Below are 16,440 nucleotides of genomic sequence, written 5' to 3' on the forward strand. Positions count from 1 at the left end.
GTGAACCCAACACTCTAAGGGAGAAGGGCACGCAATGTGCCCAATTGTTAAGAGCTTATTTTGCGCAATACATACTGAAGTATTCCGCCATTTTTATAGTATTCGAGCTCGTCAGCAGTATCAATTCTACAAAGAGTTTCTATCTTCTCAACGTCCCCATCTTGCCTTTCTATAGTTACAGGTACCATCGCGCCCGGGGTTAATTTATCAGAGATTTCAATACTGATGCGTTCGCTACCATCCAATTTTAATGTTTTACGAGTAGTACCCTCTTTAAATTGCAATGGCAATATACCCATGCCAATTAAATTGGAACGATGGATTCGCTCAAAGCTTTCAGTAATCACTGCTTTAACACCAAGCAAATTAGTGCCTTTTGCTGCCCAATCGCGAGAAGAGCCTGTTCCATATTCTTTACCAGCAATGATAACCAAGTCTTGTTGATTTTCCTGATAACGCATGGCTGCATCATAAATCGACATGGTTTCTCCAGTAGGAACATAACGAGTGACGCCACCTTCTTGTCCAGGAGTCATTTCATTACGAATGCGTATATTGGCAAAAGTGCCTCGCATCATGACCTCGTGGTTACCGCGGCGTGATCCATAGGAGTTAAAATCTTTCTCATCTACCCCTTTGGATTTTAAATATAAGCCTGCTGGAGAGCTGGCTTTTATTGAACCTGCAGGTGAAATATGATCCGTTGTAATTGAATCGCCGAATAGGGCTAAAACATAAGCCTGCTTGATGGGTTTGAGAGGTTCTGGTTTCAGACTTAAATTTTCAAAAAATGGGGGGTGTTGTATGTATGTAGAATCAGGATTCCATTCATAAGTTTGTCCTGAGCTTGTTTGAATGGCTTGCCAATGAGCATCTCCTTTAAATACTTCAGCATACTCTTTACGGAACATGGTACCGCTTACTTTAGCGACTTCAGCAGCAATCTCTTCATTAGATGGCCAGATATCCTTGAGATAAACATCATTTCCTTCTTTGTCTTGCCCAATGGGTTCCCTGCTTAAGTCGCTGCAAGTTGTACCGCATAGAGCATAAGCGACTACCAATGGGGGAGAAGCCAGCCAGTTGGCTCTGACTTGCGGGTGAACACGCCCTTCGAAATTTCTATTACCAGACAGTACGGATGAAACAACAAGATCATGCTCTGCAACACAGTGGGAAATATCATCAGGCAAAGGACCCGAATTACCTATACAAGTGGTACAGCCGTAACCAACCAGATTAAAACCCAGTTGATCCAGGTAGGTTTGTAGGCCGGCATGCCTTAAATAGTCAGTAACTACTTTAGAGCCAGGTGCCAATGAAGACTTAACCCAGGGTTTGCGCTGTAATCCTTTCTCAATCGCTTTTTTTGCTACCAGTCCTGCTGCCATCAGTACACTTGGATTAGAGGTGTTAGTACAGCTGGTTATCGCTGCAATGACTACATGACCATGTTTCATTTGAAAATCTTTGTTTTTAACAGCAAAGGTTTTTTCTTTCTCTTTTTCTTTACCAACTTCCATTAAAAAATTGTTAAATTCTACAGGTAATGAACTGAGATTGACTTTATCTTGGGGGCGTTTGGGGCCAGCCAGAGAGGGTTCAACGCTGCTTAAATCCAGATGTAAAGAGTCAGTAAACACAGGTTCTTCATTGTCTTTGTCATACCACATACCTTGTGCTTTTGCATAAGCTTCAACAAGGGCAATGGTATGCTTGTCACGACCAGTCAATTCCAAGTACTTTATTGTTTCCTTGTCTACCGGAAAGAAGCCACATGTTGCGCCATACTCGGGGGCCATATTGGAAATTGTCGCTCTGTCTGCCAAAGGTAAATCATTAAGTCCAGGACCATAAAATTCAACAAATTTACCAACAACCCCTTTTTTTCGCAGCATTTGAGTAACGGTAAGGACCAAATCAGTTGCAGTAATGCCTTCTTTAAGTTTACCTGATAATCTAAAACCGATTACTTCGGGGATTAGCATGGATACAGGTTGCCCTAGCATAGCTGCTTCTGCCTCTATACCACCGACTCCCCAGCCCAGAACACCTAGTCCATTAATCATGGTCGTGTGAGAATCTGTGCCGACCAAAGTGTCCGGATAGGCATACAACTGACCATCATTTTCACTATTCCAAACAGTTTTCCCTAAATACTCCAGGTTGACCTGATGACAAATCCCTGTTCCGGGTGGGACGACCTGAAAGTTGGAAAAAGCTTTTTGTCCCCAGCGTAAAAACTCATAGCGCTCCTGATTTCTTTCTATCTCGATTTTGGTATTCACTTCAAGGGCATCAGCTGAAGCAAATTTATCTACCATGACTGAGTGGTCTATGACCAAATCGACAGGCGAAAGAGGAGAAATTTTGTCTGCATTACCTCCCATTTTTACTATGGCAGTACGCATGGCAGCCAAATCTACTACTGCGGGAACACCAGTGAAATCTTGCATCAGGACTCTAGTTGGTCTAAATGCTATTTCATGCTGGGATGTTTTATTATGGAGCCAGTCGGCAATTGCCTTGATGTCTTTGGTCGTTACTGTATTGCCATCCTCAAAACGTAATAAATTCTCGAGAAGTACTTTCAAGGAGTAGGGGAGGCGATTAATTCCTTTAAAATGTTTATTTTCTGCTTCTTTCAAACTATAGTAATTATAGGTTTTTCCATCAACTGTTAACTGTGATTTTGTTGATAGACTGTCTTGACCCACTTTCATAAAGTACTCCCAAAATCATTATTATTAATAATCTCTAGGAATAATAGCTCAATTTCTGGAAGTTTTCATTCAGTATCAACAAAATCATGTTTTGATTAATGATGCGGAGAGGTCAGGCTGTTCATCAAATTCTTCGATTCTAACATAAGGATTAATGATTTTTGCACCTTCCATAAAAATCCTTTTTTCTTCTTCTTTTTTGCTTGTTGTATCTGGAGAATCTGGGATTAGTAGATAAAATCCACTTGGTAACAGCAATGTCACCGCTAGTGATACCATGATAACACCAAAGAGTGGGTTAAAAATGAATGTTGGTATTGAACCTAAAAGCAAAGCAAGGCTGACTCCAAGAGTAGCTATAGCTGCATTTTCTATAGTGGGATCGGGTTTAATTTTATCGTGAATAGCAACAGGATAATAAAATCCTTTATGGTAATTGTGTATTGCAGAGGATGTTCGTTCAGGTTGCTTTACGCAAATGAGCAAAGTTTTTGCAAATCTTTCATACTGGATAAGTATCTGTTGTTTATTAATAGTATTTGAGGCCTCTGATTTAAGTGCGTTTTGAAATTCGGCAACACGGACAGTCAACAAATTTAAAAAGTATGCCTTTTGTTCCATTTCCACATGATTTAGTAATTGTTTTACTTGTTCAATCAAGCCATCTATAGATTCCTGAGATTTATGGCAGCTGAATAAATAGTGATACATAATAAATTTCTCTCCCTATAAAATATGTCAAAAAACTAGCATTATTTTTTTAGGGGTTATAGTGAGTATTAAGAGGTTTTACATGCATGCAATATTTTTTAACTAACCCTTAATTATTTTTTCAGTAAGCTTGCAGATGCTATTAGTTTTGCTATATGTTAATCATAACACAGGGAGTGTGATATGTCTGATCTGAAAAACCTTATACTCAATTCGTCTATCTTATTGGATACCTCTTCAACGGTTCAAAATGATCTAAACCCTGAGCAATTGATTAATTTTCATGAAGATTCTGATGGCGACAGTGATTTATTAACTCCTGAATCTTTTATACTGCTAATGGCCGAAATGTTATCAATAAACATTTCAGATACAATATGCGAATATGAACATCAAAATTCAGCAGATAATAAAGTTTTGCAAAATTTGCAATTTAAAGAGGTGGAGGAAGACGAACAAATTCAAGGATTCAATCAGCAAAAAAAATCATTAGATAATCCATTGTGGCATGACGTTGATTTACCTGTTATTAATGAAATATCAGGTAATCAATGTGAAGGGCAGTTTGAATCAACATTAGAAAAAAATGTGGCTTTGACATGGATTAATTCTGAAAATTTCCAACCACCAATAGTTAAACCTGAAAGTCAGACAGATGAGACTTATAAAATTTGGGACTCAGAAATCACTTCTATTGAATCTGGCAAACTGAAACCGGGTTTTCCAAAAGCAGATTATGATGGAAATAATATTAGCCCTTATCAAAAAGGAGCAATCAATCAACCGGGGAATGATTCATCGAAAAATCATCAATTAATCAAAGGGAATGATTCTTTCCTGATATTAGAAGACATTAAAACGAATGCTGAACCAGGAACTGAAGCAATAAGATCTGAAATAGAGGTAACTAAAGTGGGCACTGAAATACCTGGTAGTTCCTTTCAAATGAACCAAAAAGCTGGTTCAGATATTCAACCTTCAGCTGTTCCCAATTATTACGTACCTAAAAATTTTTCAATTCCAATTCATGTAAATCATTCACAATGGTCAGAGCAATTATCTGAACATATTGTTTGGCTTGGTCATCAAGATGTAAAAAGTGCCTTAATTAAAATTCATCCTGAAGAATTGGGGCCTTTGGAAATTAATGTAAAAGTTGTAAAAGATAATGCCTCTGTTAACATATCTACTCACAGTGTTTATGTAAAAGAAATTGTTGATCAAGCGATTCCCAGATTAAGAGAGATGATGGCTCAGCAAGGTATAAACTTATCTGAAGTGCATATTGGAACTGATACAAGATCCCGCCAAGGTTCTCAGAAAAACCATCATGTTGAAATAGATCTTATCCAATCAGCAGAAGACAAAAATAAAATCACTTCATTAACTAAGCATCTACCCAAAGGATTGGTCGACTACTTTGCTTAGTTTAACAAATCAATTGTTGGTAAGGAGTTTACAAGAGTGTCCCATAATTATTTTCGTACCTGTCTGACGACAAAGAACAATCAGTTTTTTTGGCAAAAACCTTTGGCATCAGAACGGTTTGACAAGCTAATTGCTGATAGAAAATTTCAAAAATCAATAGCTCACAGCAGGAAAAATCAATTAATGTATAGTTTTATAGAGTCTAAAATTGCCTCAGATTACGCACTATTGATTGATACTAAATTAAGAGAGCAATTGAAACAGCTTACTCTGGATGATTTTAATGATATTTCAGGATTTGAACGAAAAGAAAAATCGAATTCCAGGCAACAAAGCTATTTCAAGTTAAGGCAAGAGCTGGAATTTTTTCTTAAAAATGACATTCAACAGCATAAATTTTGCCCTGACGCTCAATTAAATGCATTCAGACGCTGGATAAATATATCGGATTTACTCTTAAGACATCATTGTTATGAAGGCTTTCTTTTGGTATTTGTTAATTTGCAATTAATTGCAGACAAACAGTTAATCGATGGCTTACCTGTTAGCGTAAGAAATAATTATAATCAACTATGTCAATTAAGTTCACCAATAGGGAATCATGGCACTTTGCGCCATTTTATGAATACGCATCAGGGTGAAAGTGATTTTACTCCTTTATTTTTTACCTATCATGCAATTGGAGCTTTAGATGAATCACTTGAATCCTTAAAGGACAAGGAAGTTCTTTTAAAAAAGCAATTAAAACATCTGAATAAAAAAATTAGTGATTTAAGAACAGAAGCCACTCCAGGAGCGATTGATGTCATTTCTGAATTATTGAAAAATAAGCAACAAATACCAAAAAAAATGATGGAGCGTAGAGGATATCTGATACAGCTGATGGAGGAGGTTAGATTCACTGGAAAACAATTAAAACAAATACAAGTTAACATGCGAAACCAACTTGAGCAACGCGCTAATTTGGTAGGATTGATAGTCAAAGAACAAAAAGCAACGCCAAGAACGCTCCCTGAGTATCTCGAAAAAACCTATAGTATTATCAAGTACAGATTCAATAGGCAGTCTATTGCTACAGTCAAACGCTTTCAGCTTCCAGAATTAACAGCAAGCAGAACTCCAAGTTCCTCAAGTTTGTACAAAAGTAAATTGCTCCCGTATTTTTGGAATAGACATGGAAAATCTTCCTCGAATTACTGGGAAGAGGTATTCACGCCAAGTTGTTTGAACAATAGATGAGAGAATTATATGAGCTCAGCTTCATACAAGCCCTGCTTATGTGAACTCGGTTAAAAACAACGTTTGGCACAGCGAATGACTCGACCACTCCATCGGTCTATCAGGCAGCTTTTCTGGCAACCGTAGCCAATATATCTCCATTTTGTCCAGTAAGCGTTTTTATAATATACAGGACCGCGCCAGTAGTAGTTACCAGGGTAGCTATGAATCCCAATAAAGTAAGCAAGTTTAGTATTTCCGGAATGATATTGATCAGTATTAGTGTTGCTGGCACTTGCTACATTGCTAAATGATATAGTAATGAACAATAGAAAAGTTAAGTTAATTATAGCGAATGATCTCGGGACATAAGCGTTTACCATTTTCATGATAAATTCCTTTTATCGCAAATGACATTAAAATTATAGCTCAATAATAAATCAGTTGGTTCCTATTATTACTATAAACATTTTTTTTAATTAATATTGCTACCAAATGAGTTTTTATAGTGGTAGTAATTGGATAAAGAGCTTAGTACGATAGTTAAAAATTAGGCATAGGTCATGGCGATGAATACAAAAGTTATTTTGATCACAGGATGCTCCAGTGGGATAGGTTTTGATGCTGTTTTTGCTTTGAAAAAAAGAGGACATAGAGTGATTGCATCCTGCAGAAAAACAGAGGATGTCCAAAAATTACTAAACAAAGGAGTTGAGGCTCTGTTGCTGGATGTAAGTAACCCTATTTCAATCCAAAGTGCATTCGCGCAGTTGTTAATTATGACATCGGGTCATCTGGATGTATTGATTAATAATGCAGGATACGGTCAGGTAGGTGCTCTTGAAGATATTTCTCGTGATATTCTTCGCCAACAATTTGAAACGAATGTATTTGGTTTGCAAGATTTGACCAATTTGGTTATTCCAGTTATGAGGGAACAAGGTGGGGGACGCATAATCAATATCAGCTCTATACTTGGCTTAGTTAGCATGCCATTTCGAGGTGCTTATAATGCTTCCAAATATGCATTGGAGGGCTTAAGTGACACACTTCGACTGGAATTGTCTGGTTCAGGTATTAATGTCATAACAATAGAGCCTGGCCCTATAAATAGTCGATTTCGTGATAATGCGGTGGACTTAACTTTACAACAAATACCAATGGAAAAAAGTTATTTCAAGAATCAATACAGAAATATGCTGAGCAATTTTAAACAGAAGAAGGCAGACTCGTTTTTCACTCGGGATACTGATGCAGTGATAAAAAAACTGGTTCATGCCGTGGAGTCAAGGAAACCAAAACCCAAGTACCCTGTAACTTTTCCAGCTTATTTTTTAATTGGTTTAAAACGATTTTTTACTACCCGTTTATTAGATAGGTTTATTTTATTTTTATCCAGGAAAGAGCTAGATTAAAGCAACTTATTGGTAATATTATAAAATAGTCATAAGTTGGTGTTGATAGTTAGCAACTACTGTACAGACCTCTTTTAAAAAGATACTATAGCTATTATGAAGCTTAAATACAGAGTAATTCATTACCTGATACTATGCAGCGTGGTTTTGTTGATGATAAAACCAGCAGTGTTTCATAACAATAATCAGCAAACTCAGAGTAATACACAATATATACATTCTATAACGGAATGTGCTCAGAGGACGGCATTGATGAATTATTGCTCGTCCAGTGCCTATTATATTATTTCTGAAGAGGAATTATCTCTCGGTAATGTCTTATCCTTGCTGACATTTATCCTTTATTTTTTAGTTATTCAATCAAAATACAAATCGCCTGTATCCCCAATTTTTAAACCACCGATTGCCCACTAGAGTAAATTTGTCAACTTTCTCAGTAGGCTTCTTGCTAGTACTGGCTATGCAAGAAGTCCAGTGTAGATTACTTGTATTCTGATACAAGTATCTATCGTTGTTATTTATTACTTATTGGGACATTAAAATGAGAAAATTAATTGATTCGTTCATGATTTTATTACTGATATTTTTTACTCAGGCGGCGTGGTCATATACTCCTGGCTTTGAAAGTTCTAACCCGGATACTGTGATGCATTTTATTACAGGAAATAGTGCTTTTGTTTATTTGAGTGCTTTTTTCGGATTAGGTATTTTGTTGGCTTTTACGCCCTGTGTTCTACCGATGGTTCCTATTTTATCAGGAATTATTGTAGGACAAAATTCTATTTCTACAGTAAAAGCCTTTAAATTATCACTGAGTTATGTGACTGGAATGGCTATCACTTATGCAGGAGCAGGGATGCTTGCCGGGTATATGGGAAGTACAATCCAAACTGTGATGCAACGTCCAGTAGTAATCACTTTATTCAGTGTTGTGTTTGTAGCTATGGCTCTTTCAATGTTTGGCTTTTTTGAATTGAAATTTCCTGCAAGCCTTGGGAATCGGTTAAATAAAAACAATCAATTAGGGAAGCAGAGAAGTTATCTTTCTGTTGGAATAATGGGAGTTTTATCCACTTTAATTGTTTCTCCTTGTGTTACCGCTCCTTTAATTGGTGTTTTAAGTTATATTGGTCAAAATGGCCAGGTCATAATGGGCGGATTGATTTTATTTGTTATGGCATTGGGGATGGGGGTTCCTCTGCTGATTGTTGGTGCGGGTTATGGTGCCTTACTCCCAAAAGCAGGTTCCTGGATGCTTAAAATAAAACAATTGTTTGGTTTTATCATGTTGGGAATTGCCATATGGATGTTATCCCGGATTCTGAATCAGACCATTACGCACATTTTGTGGGCTGGATTACTCATGGTCGCCAGTATCAGTTTAGGCGCTTTAAAATCACAAAACAATTGGCGTGGTTATTTGGCTCAGGGATTGTGTATTCTTGCTTTGATTTCAGGAGGTATTATTTTTTACAACACCGCAATACCTTCAGTAAAAATAAAACAAGCGTCTGTAGAAAATAACCCATTTATCAAGATTAATACCTTAAATGCTCTTCAACTACAATTGGAGCAGGCTAAAAAAGTTAGAAAAGCAGTATTTCTTGATTTCTCAGCGGATTGGTGCAGTGACTGTCAGGAAATGGATACCAAAGTATTCAATCAACCAGAAATTCAAAAGGCCATGTCTGATTGGGTTAGCATTAAAGTGGATATCAGTGATAAGAATGCAGAGGTTGATTCTATAAAAAAAGCTTTTGGTATTTATGGAACGCCAACGATGATATTTTTTAATACATCGGGAGAGCCTATTACTCAAATGACTTCGGTTGGTTTGATTTCGCTATCAAAAATGCTTCAATTGCTTGAGCAAGCGCGCCATTTGGGTTGAAATAATAGACAATTTGCTACCGAAATTTGTTCTTAATAATTTGGGTATGGTTAATATTTGATAAATAAATCAAATTCAAACTGTACCCAAAATATTGAAAAGTATGAATTTGATTTTTTGCTCTTAGAGTTGCTTGTATAAGCAAGAATTTATCAAACCTGTGTTTATAGGTATATAAAAAATCAATTTTATTAAAAAATAATCAATTAATTTTTGTGAAAAAAGAAGAAAAATTTTGATTTGTTTGCTAATATCTTAATGGGTAAATAAAAAATCCATTAACTATCAAGGAAGTAATACTATGAAAAAATCAACAATGGCAGTAGCCACTCTGTTAGCTGCTTTATCAACAGCACCTATGGTTTCCGTAGCTTATGCTGATGATACTTCAAATACAACAACTTCTAGCTGTACTGGTTGTAAAGGATGCAAGGGCTGCAACGGTTGCAAAGGCTGTGGCGGTTGTGGTGGCTGCGGTGGTTGCAGTGGTGATTAATAAGTAATATTTTCTATAAAGAGGTAGTGTTAACTACCTCTTTTTATTACGGTTTATTTTTTAAGTAATTATGAATAGTCAATCAGATTTTAACTTACCCATATTGTCCAGCTGGTATAAAAAGAAATTTCTTGGTTATGCTTCACAAGTTCTTGAAGCCCAACAAAAAATGACATCCAGTAAAGGTAAAAATATTCTGCACTACACGCTTAGAAAAAAACGAAAGCATGAACGCATGAGTCACTATCCTAAGGGAGACAGGATTGATCGTAGTACTGGCTCACAATATTTTTATCATTGCCATAGAGAAAATTTCGAAAGTAATGAACACGGTCATTTTCATTGTTTTTTGCGATATAAACATATACCGAAGCGTATTAAACCAGCTCCATTAGAGGATTGGGATAAATACATAGATAATCCCATGACTCACCTTGTTGCGATAGGTATGAATCAGTTTGGGCAACCGATACGATTATTTACAGTCAATCGTTGGGTAACATCAGAAATTTGGTATGGTGCTGAGCATATTCCATATTTCCTGAAATCTTACAAGATGACATTAATAGACGATCCTTATTGGCAAGTATTAGATCAGTGGGTGGAAGGCATGCTCCATTTGTTTGCTCCCCAAATTGCCTGGCTTCATCAGGAGCGAGACAAACGCATTCAGCTTCACCAACTGAATAGCCCAAATGATAACCCATACACTAACCATGAGCTGGAAGAGCTTTCTGAGATAAATATTGATTTGAAAAAGCAGATTGAGTGGGTAATAAGTTAAATTCCAAAATTAGAACCACAACTTAATTTATCTTAATTATTGGTTTTTCATTGCTTATACCCCGTGTAAAAATATACAATATCTACTGCTTTGGGGAGAGATTAGTCCTTTACTGATCAATCAGAGATTAATTCTATCTGGTATAGAGATTCATGCAAAATCTTACTGAAACCCTTGATTTTTCTTCTTTGAATCGTGGAGAAATTGAAAAATTACTGCGCGATTATAATTTAAATCTTTCTGTAGATGAGGCGTTGACTATACAGAATGAATTCCTCAAAAGACCCCCGACTATTTCAGAGTGTGTACTTTGGTCTATTCAAGGATCAGAACATTGTTCTTATAAAAGCAGCCGTATTCATTTAAAGCAATTCAATACCTCAGGCCCTCACGTGATACTGGGCGCCAAGGAGGATGCAGGTATAGTATCTGTAGCCCAAGATAAAAATGGTTATAGATATGGCGTTATTGTCAGTCATGAATCACATAATCACCCATCTCAAATTGTTCCCTATGAAGGCGCAGCTACTGGAGTTGGTGGTAATGTCCGTGATGTCTGTTGTATGGGTGGGGAAGTTATAGCAGTAGCAGACAGTTTGCGTTTCGGAGATATCAAACGTGCACGTACTCACTGGATACAGGAAGGGGTGGTTTCAGGTATTGCCGGGTATGGCAATCCTTTGGGAATACCGAATATAGCTGGTGATGTGTACTATGATCCGGCCTACAATGAAAATTGTTTGGTTACTGTAGTCACTCTGGGGATAGTAAGAGAGGATCATATTATACATTCTTATGCTCCGCCCGAAGCTGAGAACTATGTTTTTATTTTAGTAGGTAAGCCAACTGATAATAGTGGGTTTGGCGGCGCAAGCTTTGCCTCAACAGTATTGGAAGAAGATTCACAAGAAAAGAATAAGGGAGCTGTTCAAGAGCCCAATGCTTTTTTACAGAGACATCTCCTTAAAGCTAATTATTCATTATTTCAATTACTAAGAGAAAAGAATTTAATTGACAGGGTAGGCTTTAAAGATTTAGGAGCAGGTGGCGTGGCCTGCGCAAGTATCGAGTTGGCTGAAGCCGGCGGTTCTTATGGCGCCGAAATTGATCTGGACAAGGTACCCTCAGGAATGCCAGGATTAATGCCTTCAGTCATTCTATGCTCTGAAACTCAGGAGCGTTTTATGTGGGTTGTTCCCCCTGATTTAGTAGATACTATCCTGAAACACTATAATGAAACCTTCGCGTTACCACAGGTTTCTGAAGGGGCATGCGCTGCAGTTATCGGCAAAATTCGTACCGATGGATTATACGTGGTGAATTACAAAGGGCGAGAGCTTGTGAGAGCTAAAGTCCCTGATGTCACGAAAGGCATTGTTTATAACAGGCCACATGCCTCTTCGCAGAAGCAAAACACAGAACCAGTTTTTCTCCCACCAGATGATTATAATCAAATTTTGTTGCAGTTATTGGCCCATGAGAATATAGCGAGCAAGGAACCTATTTTTGAAATGTATGACAAGCAAGTGCAGGGTCGCACCCTCATACAAGCAGGATGGGCTGATGCTGGAGTATTACAACCATTTAATGAATCGAAGTATCCTGAGGAAATTCGTAAAACAGGTATTGCCTTGTCTTTAGATCAAAATCCTCGCTATAACAAAATTGATGCCTATTGGGGAGCTGTTAACGCGGTTGTCGAATCGGTGCGGAACATCACTGCAGTTGGAGCTACTCCAGTCGCAATAACAGATTGCTTGTGTTTTGGTAATCCAGAAAAGCCAGAACAAATGCGCGAATTTGTTGATTCTGTGCGAGGAATTAGTGATGCCTGTGCCGCTGTTCATCTGAAAGATCATCCCCAATCAACTTTGCCTGTCATTGCCGGGAATGTCTCATTGTATAATGAATCAGTGAAAGGGGCTATTCCTCCCAGCCCCATGATTAGTTGCCTGGGAACGCTTCCTGATATTGGTTTTGCTATTACCTTTGATTTTAAGAAAAGTGATAGCCTATTGATATTGATTGGAGAGCGTAAAGACGAATGTGGTGGTAGCGTTTATTATCAACTCCATAATGAATTGGGTTCTAATGTTCCAAAACCGGATTTAAGCTTGTTTAATAAAGAAATCCATGCTGTTTCATCGGCAATTCAGCATGGGTTGGTTAACGCTGCTCATGATGTCTCAGAGGGAGGGGTTGCTGTTGCTCTTGCTGAGATGAGTTTTAAGAACTCCCTGGGAGTTGCTGTACAGATTAATGGAGAGTTATCTGCGGACAAACTTTTATTTGGAGAGACAGGCGGTTTTATTCTTGAAATCGATAAACAACATAAAGCCGCTTTTGACAAACTGGTTACTCAATATCAAGTCCCTTACATGGTTATCGGACATACTACAGAGCAGCCAGTTTTACAGATGAATTCGGTTATCAACTTGCCTGTCGAAGAAGCGAGACAGGCTTGGGAAAATGGCTTAAGAGAGAGGCTATTATAATGTCTACTATCAATTACAAATCAGCGGGTGTCGATATCGAGGCGGGAAATGAAGCTGTCGCACGCATTAAACGTAATGTTGAAAAAACATTTTCGCCTCAAGTCCTGACAGGAATCGGTAGTTTTGGCGCAATGTATGATTTGAAGCCTTTTATGGAAAAATTCAAACACCCCGTCATGGTTCAAAGCATTGATGGCTTAGGCACGAAGACAATAGTTGCTCGGATGATGCAAAAATTTGATACAATAGGAATTGATTTGGTCAGTGCGACCACCAACGATATTATTGTGTTGGGTGCAAGGCCATTAACACTTTTGGACTATATAGCAACTGATCGATTGAAACCTGAATATATTGAAGAAATTATTATTGGCATGACGCAAGCTTGCCTCGAAAATAATATTTCCCTGGTCGGTGGTGAGACGGCTGAAATGCCTGATACCTATCTGAAGGGAGAGCATGATTTGGTAGGTATTATCACTGGTGTAGTGGAAAAGGATGAAGCCATACTAGGAAAAGATATAATTCCAGGCGATTCAGTCTTGGCATTTCCTTCCAGTGGCTTACATACCAATGGATACTCACTCGCCAGAAAACTTTTGTTTGAACTAGGTGGATATACTGTAGAATCCCAACTTGAAGAGTTGGATGCTACAGTTGGTGAGGCTTTACTGGTACCTCATATCAATTATACAAATCCTGTTCTACACCTGTTGAATAACAAAATCCCTATCAAGGGAATGGCTCATATTACTGGCGGAGGTGTACTGGAAAACATTCCGCGAGTATTACCTAATCATTGTTCCGTTGAAATCAATAAGAATTCATGTCCGGTGTTGCCGATCTTTAATGTGCTAAAAGCATTGGGGAAACTGGATGATCAGGAAATGTATCGTACTTTTAATATGGGAATAGGATTAGTAATGATAGCTTCCCCTGGTATTGTTTCTGAAATTCATACAGCGCTAAAAGAATTCCCTAATTTCCCTGTTTATGAAGTAGGAAAAGTCGTATCAGGAAAACCAGAAGTGAGATTATTGTGATGAAGATTGCAGTTGTTCAGTTTCCAGGCTCCAATTGCGAACGTGAGACAATGCTTGCGGTGCAACGAGCAGGTATGACTCCAGTTGAGTTTCTGTGGAATGATTCATCACAAAAACTGCGAGAAATGGATGGTTATATTATTATTGGTGGTTTTTCATATGAGGATAGATCAAGAGCAGGAATTATTGCAGCCCTTGATCCGGTAATGAAAGAAATAAAATTGCAGAGTGAATTGGGAAAACCTGTTCTTGGCATTTGCAATGGAGCACAGATCCTTGTTGAAACAGGCCTCGTTCCTGGTTTAAAAAACTATCAAATTGGTATGGCTCTGACTGAGAATAAGCGAATTCAGGATGGAAAAATTTTAGGAACAGGATTTTATAACAGCTGGATTCATATGCGAACCGGTGACCGAGTGAGGCAAAATGCATTCACCCGCTATTTATCAAAGGATTCTGTATTATCAATTCCTGCTGCCCATGCTGAAGGGCGTTTTGTGATGCCTGTTAAATTATTGCAAGAAATTGAAGAAGAAGGTTTAAATGCGTTTCAATATTGTGATGCGCAGGGAAACAGAGATGATAATTTCCCCGTTAATCCTAATGGTTCTCTACGGAATATTGCCGCTATTATCAATAAAGCGGGTAATGTCATGGCCATAATGCCTCACCCTGAACGTACATTTGCGGGAGATCCTATATTCCATTCAATGAAGGAATATATTAAGGAGAAAAAAACATTCAAGCAGCAAACATTATCTTATCAACCGGAGCCAGTTAAAATAATTCCTTATGATAAAAAAGAAAATGCCCATGAGTTGATTGTTAAATTGATTATTACCGATAATGCTGCTTTAACAGTACAAAATACGCTAAGACAGTTAGGTATACCAGTCACAGTGAATCGTATGATGCATTGGCATGTCGATACAAATTTTCCTGAAGCAATCGAAAAAATAAAGCAAACAGGGGTTTTATATAATGATCGGAAAGAGTATTTAGTAACGCCTGAGCAAATATTTTCATCAGCAGCCAAGGCTTTTTTGGTTATATCAAAAGACGATATGATCGGGCAACAGAAGCTGCAAATGCTTCGGGATCATTTCTCAATTGATGGCGTTGATGCCATACACCATGGTGTTTTATGGATATTTAGCTGTGAAAATGTTAAAATACAAGAATTGGCAGAATCCATTTTAGCTACTAATATTATCTTTAACCCTAATGCTCATATCTGCTATGAATACCAATGTCCCTAGTCAAGAGGATCTTCTTGCTGCGTTGCCTTTTTGCTTAACCGAAACCTCTTTACCTTTCGGCAAAAAGTATAAGGGGAAAGTAAGGGATACCTATGATCTCGGCGATCAATTGATTTTGGTAACTACAGATAGACAAAGTGCCTTTGATCGATGCCTTGCTGCTGTACCTTACAAAGGACAAGTATTGAATTTGACTTCAGTATGGTGGTTTAAAAACACTCAATCGATTGTACCTAACCATTTAATTGCCGTACCTGATCCCAATGTGGCGATAGCCAAAAAATGCAAAATATTCCCTATTGAATTTGTTGTTCGTGGGTATATTTCGGGGAGTACAAGTACGTCTTTATGGACGCAATACCAAAAAGGAGTTCGTGAGTACTGTGGTATAACGTTTCCTGATGGATTAAGAAAAAATCAAAAACTTGAGAGCCCAGTGATAACCCCCACTACTAAAGAGACGCTCCATGACAGGCCGATTAGCCCACACGAAATCGTCGCAGAAGGCTGGATGACCCAAGAAGACTGGGATGAAACCAGCAGTTATGCTTTAAGGTTATTTCAACATGGAATGGAAGTAGCCCAGCAACATGGTTTGATTTTGGTGGATACCAAATATGAATTTGGCCGTGATGCGGAAGGAAGAATTGTATTAGTGGATGAAATTCATACTCCAGATTCCAGTCGTTATTGGTTATTTAACGGCTATCAAGAGCGATTTGATGCGGGTAAGGAGCCGGAGAATATAGATAAAGAGTTTTTGCGCTTGTGGTTTGTTGATCACTGCGATCCTTATAAGGATGAAGTATTACCTCAAGCACCACAGGAGTTAATTGTTACTTTAGCATCAAGATATATCCAATTATATGAAATGATTACAGGTGAATCGTTTGTGTATGATAGTAATCCTGGGCCAGTAAATGATAGGATTTTGCATAATATACAACGTTGGTTAGGTTAATTTTTAGCCGGGGGAA

General features: G+C 37.9%; 14 protein-coding genes. 11 read left to right on the forward strand and 3 right to left on the reverse strand.

Features of this window, described 5'->3' with window-relative positions:
• Positions 1-47: 47 nt before the first annotated feature.
• Together acnA and OQI99_RS04120 are read right to left on the reverse strand one after the other, a co-directional pair.
• Positions 48-2,723 carry an aconitate hydratase AcnA gene (gene acnA, locus OQI99_RS04115; protein ID WP_265731344.1) on the reverse strand — a complete coding sequence of 892 codons (2,676 nt, stop codon included), beginning with the start codon at positions 2,721-2,723 and terminating at the stop codon, positions 48-50.
• Positions 2,724-2,807: 84 nt separating this feature from the next.
• Positions 2,808-3,434: a lpg1689 family Dot/Icm T4SS effector gene (locus OQI99_RS04120; RefSeq protein WP_061512594.1), complete on the reverse strand. Its 627-nt coding sequence runs from the start codon at positions 3,432-3,434 to the stop codon at positions 2,808-2,810.
• Positions 3,435-3,617: 183 nt separating this feature from the next.
• Here OQI99_RS04120 and OQI99_RS04125 point away from each other — a divergent pair, with 183 nt between their 5' ends.
• Together OQI99_RS04125 and mavA are read left to right on the forward strand one after the other, a co-directional pair.
• The gene (locus OQI99_RS04125) at positions 3,618-4,862 is read left to right on the forward strand and encodes a flagellar hook-length control protein FliK (RefSeq protein ID WP_265731345.1); all 1,245 of its coding nucleotides are present in this window, start codon (positions 3,618-3,620) and stop codon (positions 4,860-4,862) included.
• 36 nt (positions 4,863-4,898) lie between these two features.
• On the forward strand, positions 4,899-6,101 hold the full coding sequence (gene mavA / locus OQI99_RS04130) for a Dot/Icm T4SS effector MavA (RefSeq protein WP_265731346.1): 1,203 nt from the start codon (positions 4,899-4,901) through the stop codon (positions 6,099-6,101).
• A 50-nt stretch (positions 6,102-6,151) separates the two neighbouring features.
• On the opposite strand, the gene OQI99_RS04135 is transcribed toward mavA, so the two are convergent.
• Positions 6,152-6,469, reverse strand: coding sequence for a hypothetical protein (locus OQI99_RS04135; protein ID WP_265731347.1), 318 nt, complete (start codon positions 6,467-6,469; stop codon positions 6,152-6,154).
• Positions 6,470-6,643: 174 nt separating this feature from the next.
• On the opposite strand from OQI99_RS04135, the gene OQI99_RS04140 reads away from it, so the two are divergent.
• The 9 genes from OQI99_RS04140 to OQI99_RS04180 all read left to right on the forward strand — a co-directional run bounded on the left by OQI99_RS04140 (position 6,644) and on the right by OQI99_RS04180 (position 16,424).
• Positions 6,644-7,495 carry an SDR family NAD(P)-dependent oxidoreductase gene (locus OQI99_RS04140; protein WP_265731348.1) on the forward strand — a complete coding sequence of 284 codons (852 nt, stop codon included), beginning with the start codon at positions 6,644-6,646 and terminating at the stop codon, positions 7,493-7,495.
• A 252-nt stretch (positions 7,496-7,747) separates the two neighbouring features.
• Positions 7,748-7,909, forward strand: coding sequence for a hypothetical protein (locus OQI99_RS04145; protein ID WP_013101507.1), 162 nt, complete (start codon positions 7,748-7,750; stop codon positions 7,907-7,909).
• Between the two features lie 127 nt (positions 7,910-8,036).
• Positions 8,037-9,386 (forward strand): protein-disulfide reductase DsbD, encoded by a 1,350-nt coding sequence (dsbD, locus tag OQI99_RS04150; RefSeq protein WP_061512597.1) that lies wholly within the window; start codon positions 8,037-8,039, stop codon positions 9,384-9,386.
• Between the two features lie 301 nt (positions 9,387-9,687).
• Positions 9,688-9,882, forward strand: coding sequence for a hypothetical protein (locus tag OQI99_RS04155; RefSeq protein WP_011213959.1), 195 nt, complete (start codon positions 9,688-9,690; stop codon positions 9,880-9,882).
• 70 nt (positions 9,883-9,952) lie between these two features.
• Complete coding sequence (locus OQI99_RS04160) at positions 9,953-10,666, forward strand: DUF6969 family protein (RefSeq protein ID WP_010947406.1); 714 nt, start codon at positions 9,953-9,955, stop codon at positions 10,664-10,666.
• A 152-nt stretch (positions 10,667-10,818) separates the two neighbouring features.
• Positions 10,819-13,161, forward strand: coding sequence for a phosphoribosylformylglycinamidine synthase subunit PurL (gene purL, locus OQI99_RS04165; protein ID WP_265731349.1), 2,343 nt, complete (start codon positions 10,819-10,821; stop codon positions 13,159-13,161).
• Complete coding sequence (gene purM / locus OQI99_RS04170) at positions 13,161-14,204, forward strand: phosphoribosylformylglycinamidine cyclo-ligase (RefSeq protein WP_265731350.1); 1,044 nt, start codon at positions 13,161-13,163, stop codon at positions 14,202-14,204. Before purL ends, purM begins: the two co-directional genes overlap by 1 nt.
• Complete coding sequence (purQ, locus tag OQI99_RS04175) at positions 14,204-15,463, forward strand: phosphoribosylformylglycinamidine synthase I (protein ID WP_265732348.1); 1,260 nt, start codon at positions 14,204-14,206, stop codon at positions 15,461-15,463. Before purM ends, purQ begins: the two co-directional genes overlap by 1 nt.
• Entirely contained in the window at positions 15,444-16,424 is a 981-nt protein-coding gene (locus OQI99_RS04180; RefSeq protein WP_265731351.1) for a phosphoribosylaminoimidazolesuccinocarboxamide synthase, read from the forward strand. Before purQ ends, OQI99_RS04180 begins: the two co-directional genes overlap by 20 nt.
• Positions 16,425-16,440 lie beyond the last annotated feature (16 nt).

Source organism: Legionella sp. PATHC039, assembly GCF_026191275.1.
Taxonomy (GTDB): Bacteria; Pseudomonadota; Gammaproteobacteria; order Legionellales; family Legionellaceae; genus Legionella; species Legionella pneumophila.